The organism is Puribacter membranae (assembly GCF_055380425.1).
On record NZ_AP040167.1, the window covers coordinates 459,285 to 475,215 of the forward strand.

Sequence of the window (15,931 nt, forward strand, 5' to 3'; positions counted from 1 at the left end):
TCTTTGTCGCTTTTTTCTTAGGTTTTCATGCCCCATTCCGACCCGCATTTTTCCAAATATACCCAGCGTCAGCGTATTGTGGCGTTCGCGGGAGCGGTGTTGGGGGCGGTGCTGTTCTCAAACAAGGCGATTTTGGCGAAACTGATGTATCGCGAGGGTGCGGATGCGCTGGATACGATCACGCTGCGTATGGCGTTTGCCTTTCCGTTGTTTTTTGCGTTGGCGGTGTGGGTGCATTTCACCGATCACGAGCACGCGGATTATCGGCTGACGCGGCGGGATGTGTGGCAGGTTTTGGTGGTCGGCTTTGTCGGCTATTATTTGTCGAGTATGCTCGATTTCACCGGTTTGCAGTTTATTTCAACCGGTTTGGAGCGCTTGTTACTGTTCCTCACGCCGTCCTTGGTACTGATTATTTCGCGCTTGTTTTTGGGCAAGCAGGTGGATGTGAAGCAGTGGTGGGCGATGATTTTGGCTTACCTCGGTATCGTTCTGGTGTTTGTGCATGAGGTGAATTTCGGCGGATCGAATGTGGCGCTGGGCGCGAGTTTGGTGTTTGGCAGTGCGCTGTCGTATGCGATTTATCTGCTGATGACCGGCGAGTTGGTGAAACATTTGGGCACAATGCGCTTGGTGGCGTATGCGATGATGATTTCAACGGCGTGTTGCGTGGTACAGTATGCGCTGCTGCGCGATTGGGGGCATTTGGGCAATTTGCTGACGTCGCATCCGCGTATGTGGTGGTACTCTGTTCTGATTGCGGCGATGAGTACGGTCGCGCCGGTGCCGTTGACCATGTTTGCAGTAGCGCGCCTCGGTTCACCGATTGTCTCGCAGATCGGGATGATGGGGCCGATTTCGATGCTGGGTTTGGGGTATTGGTTTTTGGACGAGCCGATTACGTGGATTCAATTGGTGGGCACGGTTTTGGTGTTGATGGGCATGGCTTTGGTGGGGCGCGTGGCAACGCGGAAAATTACCGCGCCTGCACACAGGTAATCACAGGTAATAATAGATAGGTTTTTTAAATATGAATCAGACGAATAATTTGGGCGGTGCGCCGAAAATCGGCTTCGTGTCTTTGGGTTGTCCGAAGGCGCTGGTGGACTCCGAAGATATTTTGACCAAGCTCAAAGTTGAGGGCTACGAAATTGCGCCGTCGTATGAGGGGGCGGATTTGGTGGTGGTCAATACCTGCGGCTTTATCGACAGCGCGGTGCAGGAGTCGCTCGATGCGATTGGCGAAGCGTTGCACGAAAACGGTAAGGTCGTGGTGACCGGCTGTCTCGGTGCGCGTACGGATGCGAACGGCGGTAATCTGGTGCAAACCTTGCATCCGAAAGTGTTAGCCGTGACCGGCCCGCATGCGAGCAATGAGGTGCTGGATGCGGTGCATCTGCATTTGCCGAAACCACACGATCCGTTCACCGATTTGGTGCCGCCGCAGGGGGTGAAGCTCACGCCGAAGCATTATGCGTATTTGAAAATCTCTGAGGGCTGTAACCACCGGTGTACCTTCTGTATCATCCCGTCGCTGCGCGGCGATCTGGTTAGCCGTCCGATTGGTGAGGTGATGCGCGAGGCGGAAAAGCTGGTCAACGCGGGCGTGAAGGAGTTGCTCGTGGTGTCGCAGGACACCAGCGCGTATGGCGTGGACATCAAATACCGCACCGGCTTTGTCAACGGTCGTCCGGTGAAAACCCATATGCAGACGTTGGCCGAGGAATTGGCGCAGTTGGGCGTGTGGGTGCGCATGCACTATGTGTACCCGTATCCACATGTGGACAACGTGATTGAGCTGATGAACGCAACGGCGGTCAATGGCTACGGGCGGGTGTTGCCCTATCTGGACGTACCGTTCCAGCACGCGCATCCGCGTGTGCTCAAGGCGATGAAGCGTCCGGCGAGCAGTGAAAAAACGCTCGAACGCATTCAAGCATGGCGCGCGCAGTGTCCGGATTTGACCATTCGTTCGACCTTTATTGCCGGTTTTCCGTCGGAAACGGAAGCGGAGTTCCAGTATCTGCTCGACTTTTTGGACGAAGCGCAACTGGACCGCGTGGGCTGCTTTGCCTATTCGCCGGTGGAGGGCGCAACCGCGAATCAGATCGAAGGGGCATTACCCGATGAGGTGCGCGAAGAGCGCGTGGCGCGATTCATGGAGAAACAGCAGGGCATCAGCACGGCGCGGCTGGCGCAAAAAGTCGGCTCGGTGCAAACGGTGCTGGTGGATGAAGTGGACGAGGACGGTGCGATTGCACGCTCAATGGCCGATGCGCCGGAGATTGACGGTTTGGTTTATATTGATTACACCGAAGAGCCGTTGCAAGTCGGTCAGTTTGTGGATGTGAAAATTCACAGCAGTGATGAGTACGATTTGTGGGGTACGGTGGTTGAGAACTGATGCCGAGGATGCACCAATGAAAAAGCACACCCACGGGTGTGCTTTTTTATATGCTGAAGGCGAGTTTTATTGATCTTGCTCAACCAAACGATTGACCAAATCAACATAGCTTTGCATGGCGCCTTCTTTCGATGTGCCGCTCAGTGCCGCCCATGCATCGTATTTGGCGCGGGCAACGAATTCGGTCATGCCGGGGCGATTTCCATCGGCATCGCCGTCGGTGGCCTGTTTGAAATTGGCATACAAAGCCAACAAATCAAAATTGCCCGGTTTTTCGCTCAGGTTTTTAACCGCGACTTGTGCGGCTTCGAATTGCTCGGTGATGGTGCTCATGTGTATCCTTTCAATTTTTAGGAATTTCATCATAGCATGGTTTGTATTGAAAAATCTTAAAAAATAATACGGTCGTTCTTTTTATTGAGTTTCTATCGTAAAAGATGTGGCAAATTCGGTTGAAGAGGTGCGTACAGGCGCAAGTTGTGCGACAATTCGGCAACGAACGTCTTGCAGCGTTTTTGTTGTGATTCCTTTTGAGGCTTTTGATGAAACGTCTACCTTTGTTTTTATTCCTTGCGTTGTGCGGTCTGTCCGTGTCGCTGGCTTTTGGCTGGTGGCAGGTGTATCAGACTAAAAAGCAAATCGAGGTACAACTGAAACAAAATCAGGAGCTGATTTATCGCAATGCCGCTTTGCAAGCAGAAATTCAGGATTTAAAAAGCAGTCAAGATGCGGTACAGGAACGCGCGCGCCTGCAACTGGGGATGATTAAGCGCAATGAGGTGTTTGTGCAGGTGATGGATCAGCCGTCAACAGTTCAGCCGGGCGCATCGAATCCTCAAAATCAGCAAGTAGCCACTGCAGCAGCCACCGCTGCATCAGCAGCACAAAACAATGCCCAAGCTAACCCGCAAACGAGCGCACAGCCGAACGCTCCATCCGCTGCTGAGAATTCCGAAGCAAAAAAACCGCAGTAATCTGCGGTTTTTTTATGGTTACGCATTTGTCAATGCAATCAATGTAATTGCGAAGTGGGTTCCACATTCGGATCAAACAGCGCGCGTACCTGCTCCGCTGTGAGTTCATAGGCTTGACCGCAGAAATCGCAGCTGACTTCCACATGGTTTTGCTCGCTGAGCATGTCCGATGCCTCGTCTTCTCCAAGCATTTTCAGCATATCCGTGACTTTTTGCGGCGAGCAGGTGCAACCGAATTGCACATTTTGCTCGGTGCTGTGTTCCAGCGGGTATTGCCAAAATAGGCGGTGCATGAGCGTATCGGCATCGGTATTCAGCAGTTCCTCCGACCCCACGGTTTTAACGATGGAGCACAACTCGTCCCAGACATGCAGATTTTGCGATTCGCTTTGCACGCCGCCGTGCAGCGGCAGTTTCTGCAATAAAACTCCGGCACAACTGTGGCTGTTCGCCGCCAATTCAATGTGCGTGTCCAATTGCTCGGAGGCGCTCATATAGTGCATCAAAATTTCGGCGATGGTTTCACCGTGCAACGGTACGATGCCTTGGTACGGCTGTTGGCCGGGTTGGCGTTCGTTCGGATCAAGCGTGATGGCAAAACGTGCGTTACCGTTTTGATTTAGCAGCGTTTGTAAATCCATTTGTGCGTCGATATTGGCGTTTTCAGCCACTTTTGCGGTCGCGCGGATGGTCAGATCGGAGCGGCATTCGACCACCAGCAACTGGATCGGGCCGTCGCCATGAATCTGCATAATCATCGAGCCGTCAAATTTCAGATTGGCCGAGAGTAGGGTGCAGGCGGCGGTCATTTGGCCGAGAATTTCGGTCACGACGGCAGGATAAGCACGCTTTTTCGCGGTGTGCGTGATGGTATGCCAAGTATGAGGTAATTGCACCAATTCGCCTTTCACGGGCGCGTTGGCAAAGAGGAATCGGTATAAAGTATCAGTCGGTAGTGTCATGTTTGTTAAAATGGGCGCTGTTTAAAAATTTTCAAGGCTGTATTCTACGCGACTCTGCATGGCTGTGGCGCGTGTCTTTTGGGTGAACAATGCGAATCGATTTGTTTTGTCGGGTGATTGATAACTGGGGCGATGCGGGCGTATGCTGGCGCTTGGCGCGGCAATTGGTGCGCGAGCGCGGGGCGCAGGTGCGGTTGTGGATCGATCAGCCGCAGGTTTTGGCGGCTTGGCAGGACGAAAGGGCAGCGCTAACGACGCTGCAGATCTGTACCTGGAGCGACGCGGTTAATTGGTCGGAAATCACTCCGGCGGATGCGGTGATTGAGGCGTTTGCCTGCGATATTCCCGCAGACTACGTGCGCAATATGGCTCAGGCTGAAATAAAACCGCGTTGGTTGAATTTGGAATACCTCAGCGCCGAGGCGTGGGTCGAAGGCGCACATTTGTTACCATCACCGCAGTCGGGCGGTTTGACCAAACTCTTCTTTTTTCCCGGGTTTACTGAGAAAACCGGAGGGTTACTGCGAGAACGAGATTTGTTGACCGTGCGTGATCGCTTTGTAGCGCAATATCCGCGTTATTGGTCGGATTTGACGGGGTTTGAATGGGATGACGATGCGCTGGCAATCAGCCTGTTTGGCTACGAAGATATGCCGTTGCAATCGTGGCTGCCTGCCTTGATTGAGGGCGAAACGCCTGTGCAATTGGCAGTGACGTATGGCAAAGCGAGCGAGGCGCTCAAACGTGCTTGGAGCGCGTTAAATTTACCCCAAAGCAATGCGGCGCAATGGCACGCGGGACAATTGAGCGTGCGCTTTTTACCCATGCTGTCACAGGGCGAATACGATCAACTGTTGTGGAGTGCGGACATCAATATGGTGCGCGGTGAGGACAGTCTCGTGCGTGCGCTGTGGGCGGGGAAGCCGTTGGTGTGGGATATTTATAAGCAGAATGACGGCGTGCATTGGGACAAGCTCAAGGCATTCACGCAGAGGTATGGCGCTTCAGGCGATGAGGGGGTGGCGCAGCTCAATGACGCCTTCACTCTGTGCTGGAACGACAGTCAGGTGGCTGCCTCAGAGTTGACACAGCAATGGCTGCGCTATGTACGCGCCATGCCCGCGCTCACGCAGCATGCGCGCGATGTGGCAGCTCATTTGGCGCAGCAAGACGATCTGGTGACGCAATTGCTGCGGCATTTATCCGTCGCTGAAAAACCATAGTTCGCATGAAAATTGCCGCGAAAGTGGTAAAATAAGCTATAATATTCCGTTAATTTTTTGGGCGTGGTGACCGTCGTTGAATGTGTACTCAAGCCCATTTGTGTTACATTCCAACTCACCCATTGTAAAAAGGTATTACTGATTATGAAAACAGCTCAAGAACTCCGTCAAGGTAATGTATTTATGGTTGACGGCGTTGCCAAAGTCGTATTGAAAACCGAATACAGCCGTTCCGGCCGCTCTGGCGCGGTCATCAAAATGAAGATGAAAGACTTGCTGACCGGTGCCGGCTCTGAAGTCGTTTATCGCGCCGATGACAAATTTGACGTACTGATTTTGGACAAAAAATCAGTGACCTACTCTTACTTTGCCGATCCGATGTACGTATTTATGGATGACGAATACAACCAATACGAAATCGAAGCGGACAGCATGGGCGATGTGCTGAACTATCTCGAAGACGGCATGCGCTGCGACGTGGTGTTCTATCAAGACCGTCCTATTTCGGTTGAACCAGACACCATTATCGTGCGCGAAGTGACCTACACCGAGCCAGCGGTTAAAGGCGACACCTCATCCGGTAAAGTGTTGAAGACCGCTAAATTGGCCACGGGCTTTGAAATTCAAGTGCCGCTGTTCGTTGACACCGGTGACAAAATTGAAATCGACACCCGTACCAACGAATACCGTAACCGTGTGAAGTAATTCAGTTTATAAGCTCTTGACTGCCTGCGATATGCGAGCAGTTATGTTTACTGAATGGATAAACGCCTGATGAAATCATCAGGCGTTTTGTTTTGAGTCAGTGGAGAAAAGAGTATGAGTGAAAGGAAAAAGGATGCGATACTCGCATCCTTTTTTGCTTTTCTAACGACTGCTGGCTTAAGCTTTAGGGACCTCGCGGCCGCCTTGTTCCGCCCATTTTTCGAGCATGTCGGTGGTGACGGATTTTGGACGCTCAATTGCGTAGCCCAAAGCGCGATCCCAAACGATATTGGCCATACAGCCCAATGCGCGACCCACGCCGAACAAGACGGTGTAGAAGTCAAATTCGCGTACGCCGTAGTACCATTGAATCACGCCGGATTGTGAGTCAACGTTTGGCCATGGGTTTTTGGTTTTGCCATGTTCGGTCAATACGCCCGGCGCTACTTCGTAAATCATGGATACGAGTTTGAACAGTGGGTCGTCACGCAAGCCCGGGGTGTTCAAGCAGAATTCACGTTGTGAAGTGTAGCGCGGGTCGGTTTTACGCAATACCGCGTGGCCGTAGCCCGGGATCACTTGACCTGAGTTCAAGGTATCCCACAATGCTGCGGTGAGCAATTCGCGAGTTGGTTCTTGATCCGAGCAGTATTTTTGTTGGAATTTCAGCGTCCAGTACAGCACTTCTTGGTTAGCCAAGCCATGCAATGGGCCTGCCAAGCCGTTCAAGCCGGCAGAGTAGGCGTAGTATGGGTCAGACAGGGCTGAGTGTACCAAGTGGGTGGTGTGTGCGGATACGTTGCCTGATTCGTGATCGGAATGCAGGATGAAGTACATACGCGCAACGTCTTCGTATTCTTTCGACTGGCCGATCATGTGCGCGAAGTTGGCACCCATGTCGAGTTTGCGGTTGATTTCGATTTGTTTGTTGTCGCGGTATTTTAGGTTGTAAATGTACGCGGCCAAAACAGGGATACGCGCGACGATGTCAAATGCGTCTTCGTAGACGTATTCCCACGCGGTATTTTTGTTGAATTGACCGGAGCTGTAAAACTCGTGGAATACGGAGTCTTTCTGCATGGCCAAAATACCGGTGGAGAGCATGGTCATTGGGTGCGTGTCAATTGGCATCGCGCGGATGATTTCAAATACGTAGTGCGGTACATGCTGACGTGCTTTGAATTCCAACATCACGGCTTCGAGTTGCTCTTCGTTCGGTACTTCGCCGGTCAACAGGAAGAACCAGAATGCTTCAACGGTAGGGTAGTTTGAACCTTCTGCTTTGGGTAGCATTTCGAAGGTTTCGGAGATGGTTTTACCACGGAAGCGAATGCCTTCTTGCGGATCCAAGTAGGAAATGTCGGTGACCAATGCGCGGATATCGCGTGCGCCGCCGATACATTGATCAATCGTGACTTCGTCAATTTTGACTTTGCCGAATTCTTTCATCAAGCGAGTGGTACGAGGACGGTGCGCCTCAATTTTTTGTCTCAAGACCTTTTTTAGTGACATGATGCATCATCTCCTTAAACAATTGTGTGGTAGAGCGATTGGTTGAAAGTTCTAATTAAAATATGAAAACGTTCGCATTATAGTGACGCCTTTATGAATATTTCAATCATTATTTTGGTTGAAGCTGCATATTTAGAATTTTTATGGATTTATCGTAAGATGAGTGTAAGTTCACGTGTGTTAGTAGTAAGTCAAGCGTAAGTTTGAGTCGGGCGAATGTTCGTTTGGGTATGGTTTTGGCAAAAACAGTGCGTTTTTTCGAAGAATATGATTAAAACGTGTAGATGTCTTTGAGTTTTTAATATTTGCAGTGTTTCCTCTGGGGAAAAATGTGGCTTTTTAAGTAAACTTTTGCCTTATAATCCCTATGAAATAGGTCGCTTGTTTGCTGTCTATGGTGATGTGATACGGTGACAGAAAACAAGTAATTTGTGCTTATGAATAGAATAATAGACGAGGTTTTTTATGAGTTCATCCGAAAAGGCAGTACCTTTGGGCGCAGTGGCGAAAAATGCAGTGGAAGACTCGGTGCGTCGTGCACGTTTGCTCTGGCGCGCCAAACGCGGTCTGCTGGAGAATGACATTGTCATGACGCGCTTTTTTGAGGCGTATCCGAACCTGAGCGATGAGCAGGTATATGGTTTGGATTTATTGCTGGATTTGTCGGACGACGAGTTGTTTGCCTTGATCATGGGGCGCAAGGAGCTGAAGGATGTTGATCCCGCCGAGCACATGATGGATGAGAACGATATGCGTCAGGCTGATGAGGTTTTGGCCTTGCTGCGCGTGGTTTAAGGGGTAATACGGTTTGCTAATTGATTGATATAAAAGGAGGATGGTATGAGCTTGGTAACGAAAAGTACGGCAACTTTGTCATTTGCGGATGGTTCGCCTTCGGTTGAGTTTCCCGTCTACGGCGGTTCGATTGGTCCGGACGTGATTGATATTCGCAAGCTGTATGGTCAAACAGGAAAATTTACCTACGATCCGGGTTTTATGTCAACGGCTTCGTGCAATTCCAGTATTACTTATATTGACGGTGATAAAGGTGAGTTGCTGTACCGCGGCTATCCGATTGAGCAATTGGCGGAAAAATGCGAGTACTTGGAAGTGGCTTATTTGCTATTGAACGGTGAATTGCCGAACAAAGAGCAGAAAGAAAAATTCATCAAACATGACATCATGCATCACACCATGGTGCATGAGCAGATGGCATCGTTCTTGAAAGGTTTTCGTCGTGATGCGCACCCAATGGCGGTATTGACCGCATCTGTCGGTGCAATGAGTGCGTTTTACCCGTCGGACAACAGTTGTGCCGAAAGCCGCACGATTGCGGCGCATCGTTTGATTGCGAAAATTCCGACCTTAGTGGCAATGGCGTATAAATATTCCATCGGCGAACCATTTGTTTATCCGCGCAATGACTTGTCGTATGCCGGTAATTTCCTGCGCATGATGTTTGCCGTGCCGACTGAGGATTATGTGGTGAATCCGGTATTGGAGCGTGCGGTGGATCGCATTTTCACCTTGCACGCCGATCACGAGCAAAATGCATCAACTTCGACGGTGCGTCTGTGTGGCTCATCCGGTACCAGCCCGTATGCGGCTGCGGCGGCCGGTGTCGCGTGCTTGTGGGGGCCAGCGCATGGTGGCGCGAATGAGGCTTGCTTGACCATGCTCGAAGAAATCGGCACGGTGGAAAATGTCAAGCCATTTATGGAAAAAGTGAAGAACAAAGAAGCGGGCGTACGCTTGATGGGCTTTGGTCACCGTGTGTACAAAAACTACGATCCGCGTGCCAAGCTGATGCGCGAAACTTGCTACGAAGTGCTGAAAGAGCTGGGCTTGGAAAATGATCGTTTGTTTGCCTTGGCGATGGAGCTGGAAAAAATCGCTCTGAACGACGAGTATTTCGTTCAACGTAAACTTTATCCGAACGTCGATTTTTACTCCGGCATCGTTCAGCGCGCTTTGGGTATTCCGACCGAGTTGTTTACTGGCATTTTCACGCTCGCGCGCATGTCCGGCTGGATTGCACAGTGGACGGAAATGATCACCGATCCTGAGTACAAAATCGGTCGTCCGCGTCAGTTGTTCGTCGGCGCGACCAAACGTGATGTGCCTGATTTGGCAGCGCGTTAAGTTATGATTCAGCAACGGCATCCGATATTGTGTGATGCCGTTGTTTTTAGTTTATCTTTAGTCTATCATTAGCTTAGGCTTATGATAGAATAAGCGTAGCTGATGAGTGCGGTGCTTTTTATATATGCGCTCGTTTTGAATTTTTAATCCCGTTTTCGGAGATTTACAAACCTTTTGCTTGAGAAGTTCTGTTAGACAGTGCAGTGCGGTATTCTCAACAAAAGATTGAAAGCTGTTGATGGCGCGGTGAGGCCGCTAAATCAACGGGAGCGTGATTTAATATCCTTCCCACATCCCAATTGTACGAAGCGTACAGAAAGGTTGAGCAACATTATGATGAATGATTATTTATCAAACTCATACCTCTTCGGCGGTAATGCACCGTATGTCGAGGAAATGTATGAGCAATATCTGAATAACCCCGGCTCGGTTCCTGAGCAGTGGCGTGATTATTTTGATTCCATGCAAAATTTGCCTGCATCAGACGGGCATGTTGAGACAACCGACGTCGCACACGCGCCGGTGATTGAATCATTCGCACAACGCGCCAAACAAAACAAATTCCTCGCGTGGCAAGCAGCCAACGTCGGCAGCGGCGGTGGTAAGCAGCAAGTAGCGGTACAGTCTCTGATCGCCGCGTATCGCGTATTGGGCGCGCGCTGGGCGAATCTTGACCCACTCAAACGCCGCGACCGTCCTGAAATTCCTGAGTTAGACCCCGCATTCTACGGCTTTACCGAAGCCGATATGGATAACACCTACACGGTGAATAACACGTATTTCGGTCAAGAGGAAATGACCTTGCGTGATTTGATTCACGCTTTGCGCGTAACCTACTGCTCGAATCTGGGTGCGGAGTACATGTACATTTCCGATCCGGTTGAAAAACGCTGGTGGCAAGAACGCATTGAGTCATGCCAATCCACACCATCATTCAGCATGGATCAAAAACGCCGCATTTTGCTGGAATTGACCGAAGCCGAAGGTTTGGAGCGCTATTTGCATACTCGCTACGTCGGTCAAAAACGTTTTTCGCTCGAAGGCGGAGAGAGTTTCATTGCCGCAATGGACGCGTTGATCCAACACGGCGGCTCGCAAGGTATTCAAGAAATCGTCATTGCGATGGCGCACCGCGGTCGCTTGAACGTATTGGTCAACACCCTGGGTAAAAATCCATCCGATCTGTTTGCCGAATTTGAGGGTAAGCACGCCGATGATCTGCCAGCTGGTGACGTGAAATACCACCAAGGTTTCTCCAGCGATGTGTCCACGCCGGGCGGTCCAGTGCATTTGAACCTCGCGTTCAACCCGTCGCATTTGGAAATTGTCAATCCAGTGGTCGAAGGCTCCGCGCGCGCGCGTCAAGATCGCCGCGGTGATGAAACGGGTGAGCAAGTTCTGCCGGTGCAGGTGCATGGCGATGCCGCATTTGCTGGTCAAGGCGTGGTGATGGAAACCTTGAATCTGGCACAAACGCGCGGCTACGGCACACGCGGCACGCTTCATATTGTGATTAACAACCAAATTGGCTTCACCACCTCGGATCCGCGCGACAAAGGCTCGACTTTGTACTGCTCGGACGTGGTGAAAATGATCGAAGCGCCGGTGTTGCACGTGAACGGTGACGATCCTGAAATGGTGGTTTGGGCGACTGAGTTGGCCTTGGATTACCGCAAGCGCTTCAAAAAAGACGTGGTGATTGATATCGTGTGTTTCCGTAAACTCGGCCACAACGAGCAAGACACGCCTGCATTGACCCAACCGCTGATGTACAAATCCATCGGCAAACATCCGGGCACGCGCGCTTTATACGCTGAAAAATTGACCACGCAAGGCGTGCTCAAAGAAGGCGAAGCGGATAAATTCGTGGAAGAGTATCGCAAATCGATGGATGAGGGTAAACACTACAACACCTCGATTTTGACCAACCACAAGCACATGTTCGCCAATGATTGGTCTCGCTATTTGGGTAAAAAATGGGTGGATGCGAATAATACCGGTATCAATTTGACCGAGTTGAAACGCTTGGGTGAAAAGATCACCACGATTCCAGACAGCTTCAAAATGCACCCGCTGGTCGCAACTTTGATTAAAAACCGCAGCCTGATGGCCAGCGGCGATATGCCTCTGGATTGGGGTATGGCGGAGCATTTGGCGTTCGCATCTTTGTTGGCCAATGGCTACGATGTGCGCATCACAGGACAGGATTCGGGTCGTGGCACGTTCGTGCATCGCCACGCGGTGTTGCATGACCAAGAGCGCGAGTCGTGGGACAAAGGTACTTACATTCCGTTGCAGCATGTGACCGACAAAGGTGAATTCACTGTGATTGACTCGGTGTTGTCCGAGGAAGCGGTGATGGCGTTTGAATACGGCTATTCCAGCACTGCGCCGAATACTTTGGTGATTTGGGAAGCGCAGTTCGGTGACTTTGCCAATGGCGCGCAAGTGGTGGTTGATCAGTTTATCTCCAGCGGCGAAGTGAAATGGGGACGATTGTCCGCTTTGACTTTAATGTTGCCGCATGGTTACGAAGGTCAAGGGCCGGAGCACTCATCCGCACGCATTGAGCGCTATTTGCAACTGTGCGCGGACAATAATATGCAAGTGGTTCAGCCAACCACGCCGGCGCAAATTTTCCACATCCTGCGTCGTCAGATGGTGGCCGATTTCCGCAAACCGTTGATTATTTTCACACCGAAATCGCTGCTGCGTCACAAAGAAGCGATTTCTGATCTGACCGAATTGTCCAAAGGCGGCTTCCAAACCATTATTGGCGAAGTGGACAAAACCGTTACGGTTGATCCGAAAAAGGTTGAACGCGTTTTGGTGTGTTCAGGTCGCGTGTATTACGACCTCATCGCGGCGCGCCGTGAAGAGAAAGACCAAAACGTTCCGATTATTCGTGTGGAACAAATGTACCCATTCCCGCATAAAGCATTTGCGGCCGAGCTGAAAAAATATCCTGAGCTCGAAGAAATTGTATGGGTGCAAGACGAACCACAAAACCAAGGGCCTTGGTTCCAGATTCAGCACAACCTGTTTGAAAATCTGGAAGAAGGGCAAAAACTCGGCTACGCAGGCCGTCCGTCATCGGCATCTCCTGCGGTTGGTTACTACGCCAAACACTATGAGCAACTGAAAAACCTGTTGCAAACCGCGTTTGGTAAGCCAAAGTCTTGGTTGAAAAAATAACCGTACGGTTTTGATCTTAAATTTTGTCAGGGAGACACCCTGACAAAATTCCCAAATTAAACCAAAAAGTAGGGTTTTACTTTTTGAAGAATTTTTAAGGATATTAAAAATGGCAATTATTGAAGTGGTTGTTCCCCAGCTCTCCGAATCGGTTGCAGAAGCGACCTTGCTCACGTGGAACAAAAAAATCGGCGAAGCGGTCAAACGCGACGAAAACCTGATTGATGTAGAGACCGACAAAGTCGTACTCGAACTGCCTGCGCCGGCGTCCGGCCTGTTGGTCGAAATCATCGCTGCGGACGGCGCGACCGTTACCAGCGGTCAACTGATCGCTAAAATCGACACCGAAGCGGCTAGCGCCAGCGATAAAGAAGAAGCCAAAACCGGTGTATCCGTCGGTACCGCAACACCAGAACCAGCGCCTGCTGTCGTGACCGAAGTGCGCCCAATGGCTGGTGAGCCGATCAGCGAAAAAGCAGCAGGCATCGCCATGCCGGCAGCCAGCAAAATTTTGGCAGAAAAAGGTGTGTCAGTCTCTGATGTCAAAGGCACGGGCAAAGATGGCCGCGTGACCAAAGCCGATGCCATGAATGCGTCTGCTCCTGCAGCCAAAGCTGCCGCACCGGTCAGCACCGCGATTCCAGCGGTTGCCTTGGGTAGCGCATTGCCGCAAGTACGCCCGCCGATCAGCATCGCCGACGTATTGGCCGATCGTCCTGAGCAACGTGTACCGATGAGTCGTCTGCGCGCACGCGTGGCCGAGCGTTTATTGCAATCACAGTCCACTAATGCGATTTTGACCACGTTCAACGAAGTCAATATGCAGCCGGTAATGGACTTGCGTGCCAAGTACAAAGAAAAATTTGAAAAAGAACACGGCGTTAAACTCGGTTTCATGGGCTTCTTTGTCAAAGCCGCAGTGGCCGCGTTGAAAAAATATCCGGTACTTAACGCCTCAGTCGATGGCAACGACATCGTATACCACGGCTATTTTGACATTGGTATCGCGGTCGGTTCGCCGCGTGGTCTGGTGGTGCCGATCATTCGCAATGCCGATCAACTGAGCTTGGCTGATATTGAAAAACAAATCGCCGAATTTGGTGTTAAAGCACGCGACGGTAAACTGACGCTCGAAGAAATGACCGGCGGTACCTTCTCCATCTCCAACGGCGGCACCTTCGGCTCGATGATGTCCACGCCGATTATCAATCCGCCACAATCCGCGATTCTTGGTGTACACGCGACCAAAGATCGTCCGGTGGTGGAAAACGGCCAAATCGTGATTCGCCCGATGAACTACCTCGCCATGTCGTATGATCATCGTATCATCGACGGTCGCGAAGCAGTGCTCGGTTTGGTCGCGATGAAAGATGCGCTCGAAGATCCGGCGCGTTTGTTGTTGGATTTGTAAGGATTAGATAAAAAACTTGTATTGGACTGTATGTTATTGAATTAGGCATACAGTCCAGTGTCTAAGTTGCAATTATCATTTTATAGACTTTAACTTGATGTTGTTAGAATGGGTTATTTTAGGAAAATAAAGATGAATAAAAAATTTCAAATGGCAGTGCTAGGAGCAGGGTTGGTATTTTCTTCATTGACTGTTGCTCAAGAAAATGTCGGTAATAAGTTGATTACAATTGCTGAAAACACACCTTATTTGGATGAAACACTGGTTCAAGAGAATGTATTGAAGGAATGTACGGCGCTTGGCAAAACCTTTTCAGATTCTTTGGCGGAGCAATTAACCGCGAGCGGGTTTGAGGTTCAAAAATCAGCACAATTAGAGACAGCTAAAGGCGACGTGGTACAAGCACAATTAGTCACTATGACAAGTGGTGGCAGTATTATGTTTGGGAAGCAAATGGGTGGTTCAGTCAAAGTGACGATCTACCACGATGGTAAAGTTACTGGTGCGAAATCATTCACACGAACTTCTGGTGGGGGTATGTTTGGCGTATACCGCGGGGCATGCAGTATTTTGGGTAAAGTTTCTAATGTGTTGGGTCAAGATGTTGCCAAATGGGTGATTGAGCAGAAGTAAGATTGAAGGTCGAGCTTGATATTAGCAAGTAATAAATTTTCCGTTTGGCTTTAAGAGAGAGGGTTGCAATATGGCAACCCTCCGGCAATCTGTTCAAGATTATAATGGCAATTGATAAAAAACAAGCCGTAGGCAGTAATTTTGATTTACAAAAGATGCACATTGCGCGCGATAAAACGTTTGAAGCAGTGCATGCCATTGCCCAGCAAATTACAGTAGGCATGAGTGAAACCGATGCGCGTGAGTTGGCAAAAGATATCCTTGTTGAAATGGGTATGGATCGCATTTGGCATCAGGTGTTGGTGCGGTTCGGCATAAATACCTTGAAGACGTTTAATGAGCCATCAGAAGGTAACCCGATCTTACAAACCAACGATATTTTCTTTATTGATTTGGGTGTGGTATGGGATGGACATGAGGGTGATGCAGGCGCGACGTTTACGGTGGGCGATGATGCTGATATGATAGCGTGTGCGCGTGGCTGTCAAATAATTTATGATGAAGTTGAGGCTCATTGGCGTGCAAGCCGTTGTTCGGGTAGGGCGCTGTATGAGTATGCCGAGCAAGTGGCAACGAAGCACGGTTGGCGTTTGAATGTAGAAATACGCGGCCATCGCGTGAGTGATTTTCCCCATGCAATTTATAAGGCTGGGAATTTAGGCGATTTTGAGGGTGTGCCGCAGCTTGGCTTGTGGATTTTGGAGATTCAAATTGCGCATCCAACCAAGCCGTACGGTGCATTTTATGAGGACTTGTTGATTCAGTAGCGA

At 50.2% G+C, this 15,931-nt stretch carries 14 protein-coding genes; 11 read left to right on the plus strand and 3 right to left on the minus strand.

What is annotated here, in order from left to right; genetic code table 11:
• The first annotated feature begins 27 nt into the window (after positions 1 to 27).
• Both ACZ41M_RS02150 and rimO read left to right on the plus strand, forming a co-directional pair.
• Positions 28 to 999 (plus strand): DMT family transporter, encoded by a 972-nt coding sequence (locus ACZ41M_RS02150; protein WP_464730495.1) that lies wholly within the window; start codon positions 28 to 30, stop codon positions 997 to 999.
• Positions 1,000 to 1,030: 31 nt separating this feature from the next.
• Positions 1,031 to 2,404 carry a 30S ribosomal protein S12 methylthiotransferase RimO gene (rimO, locus tag ACZ41M_RS02155; protein ID WP_464730494.1) on the plus strand — a complete coding sequence of 458 codons (1,374 nt, stop codon included), beginning with the start codon at positions 1,031 to 1,033 and terminating at the stop codon, positions 2,402 to 2,404.
• A gap of 66 nt (positions 2,405 to 2,470) precedes the next feature.
• Here the strand turns inward: rimO and ACZ41M_RS02160 are convergent, their stop codons facing one another.
• Positions 2,471 to 2,737 (minus strand): acyl-CoA-binding protein, encoded by a 267-nt coding sequence (locus tag ACZ41M_RS02160; protein WP_464730493.1) that lies wholly within the window; start codon positions 2,735 to 2,737, stop codon positions 2,471 to 2,473.
• 209 nt (positions 2,738 to 2,946) lie between these two features.
• Between ACZ41M_RS02160 and ACZ41M_RS02165 the strand changes: the two genes are divergently transcribed.
• Positions 2,947 to 3,378 (plus strand): septum formation initiator family protein, encoded by a 432-nt coding sequence (locus ACZ41M_RS02165; protein WP_464730492.1) that lies wholly within the window; start codon positions 2,947 to 2,949, stop codon positions 3,376 to 3,378.
• Positions 3,379 to 3,416: 38 nt separating this feature from the next.
• Here the strand turns inward: ACZ41M_RS02165 and hslO are convergent, their stop codons facing one another.
• Positions 3,417 to 4,340 (minus strand): Hsp33 family molecular chaperone HslO, encoded by a 924-nt coding sequence (gene hslO, locus ACZ41M_RS02170; RefSeq protein WP_464730491.1) that lies wholly within the window; start codon positions 4,338 to 4,340, stop codon positions 3,417 to 3,419.
• An 89-nt stretch (positions 4,341 to 4,429) separates the two neighbouring features.
• On the opposite strand from hslO, the gene earP reads away from it, so the two are divergent.
• A complete protein-coding gene (gene earP, locus ACZ41M_RS02175; protein WP_464730490.1) occupies positions 4,430 to 5,563 on the plus strand; it encodes an elongation factor P maturation arginine rhamnosyltransferase EarP in 1,134 nt (377 codons plus the stop codon).
• A gap of 144 nt (positions 5,564 to 5,707) precedes the next feature.
• Complete coding sequence (efp, locus tag ACZ41M_RS02180; RefSeq protein ID WP_464730489.1) at positions 5,708 to 6,268, plus strand: elongation factor P; 561 nt, start codon at positions 5,708 to 5,710, stop codon at positions 6,266 to 6,268.
• Positions 6,269 to 6,445: 177 nt separating this feature from the next.
• Here efp and ACZ41M_RS02185 read toward each other — a convergent pair whose 3' ends face one another.
• Complete coding sequence (locus ACZ41M_RS02185) at positions 6,446 to 7,780, minus strand: citrate (Si)-synthase (protein WP_464730488.1); 1,335 nt, start codon at positions 7,778 to 7,780, stop codon at positions 6,446 to 6,448.
• Positions 7,781 to 8,245: 465 nt separating this feature from the next.
• Between ACZ41M_RS02185 and ACZ41M_RS02190 the strand changes: the two genes are divergently transcribed.
• The 6 genes from ACZ41M_RS02190 (at position 8,246) to ACZ41M_RS02215 (ending at position 15,928) form a co-directional block, all read left to right on the plus strand.
• Positions 8,246 to 8,575, plus strand: a complete 330-nt coding sequence (locus ACZ41M_RS02190; protein WP_464730487.1) for an FAD assembly factor SdhE — start codon at positions 8,246 to 8,248, stop codon at positions 8,573 to 8,575.
• A gap of 45 nt (positions 8,576 to 8,620) precedes the next feature.
• Complete coding sequence (gene gltA, locus ACZ41M_RS02195) at positions 8,621 to 9,922, plus strand: citrate synthase (protein WP_464730486.1); 1,302 nt, start codon at positions 8,621 to 8,623, stop codon at positions 9,920 to 9,922.
• A 333-nt stretch (positions 9,923 to 10,255) separates the two neighbouring features.
• Positions 10,256 to 13,117 (plus strand): 2-oxoglutarate dehydrogenase E1 component, encoded by a 2,862-nt coding sequence (locus ACZ41M_RS02200; RefSeq protein ID WP_464730485.1) that lies wholly within the window; start codon positions 10,256 to 10,258, stop codon positions 13,115 to 13,117.
• Between the two features lie 109 nt (positions 13,118 to 13,226).
• Positions 13,227 to 14,528: a 2-oxoglutarate dehydrogenase complex dihydrolipoyllysine-residue succinyltransferase gene (gene odhB, locus ACZ41M_RS02205; protein WP_464730484.1), complete on the plus strand. Its 1,302-nt coding sequence runs from the start codon at positions 13,227 to 13,229 to the stop codon at positions 14,526 to 14,528.
• A 132-nt stretch (positions 14,529 to 14,660) separates the two neighbouring features.
• Entirely contained in the window at positions 14,661 to 15,161 is a 501-nt protein-coding gene (locus ACZ41M_RS02210) for a hypothetical protein (RefSeq protein WP_464730483.1), read from the plus strand.
• A 104-nt stretch (positions 15,162 to 15,265) separates the two neighbouring features.
• Positions 15,266 to 15,928, plus strand: coding sequence for a M24 family metallopeptidase (locus tag ACZ41M_RS02215; RefSeq protein ID WP_464730482.1), 663 nt, complete (start codon positions 15,266 to 15,268; stop codon positions 15,926 to 15,928).
• Positions 15,929 to 15,931 lie beyond the last annotated feature (3 nt).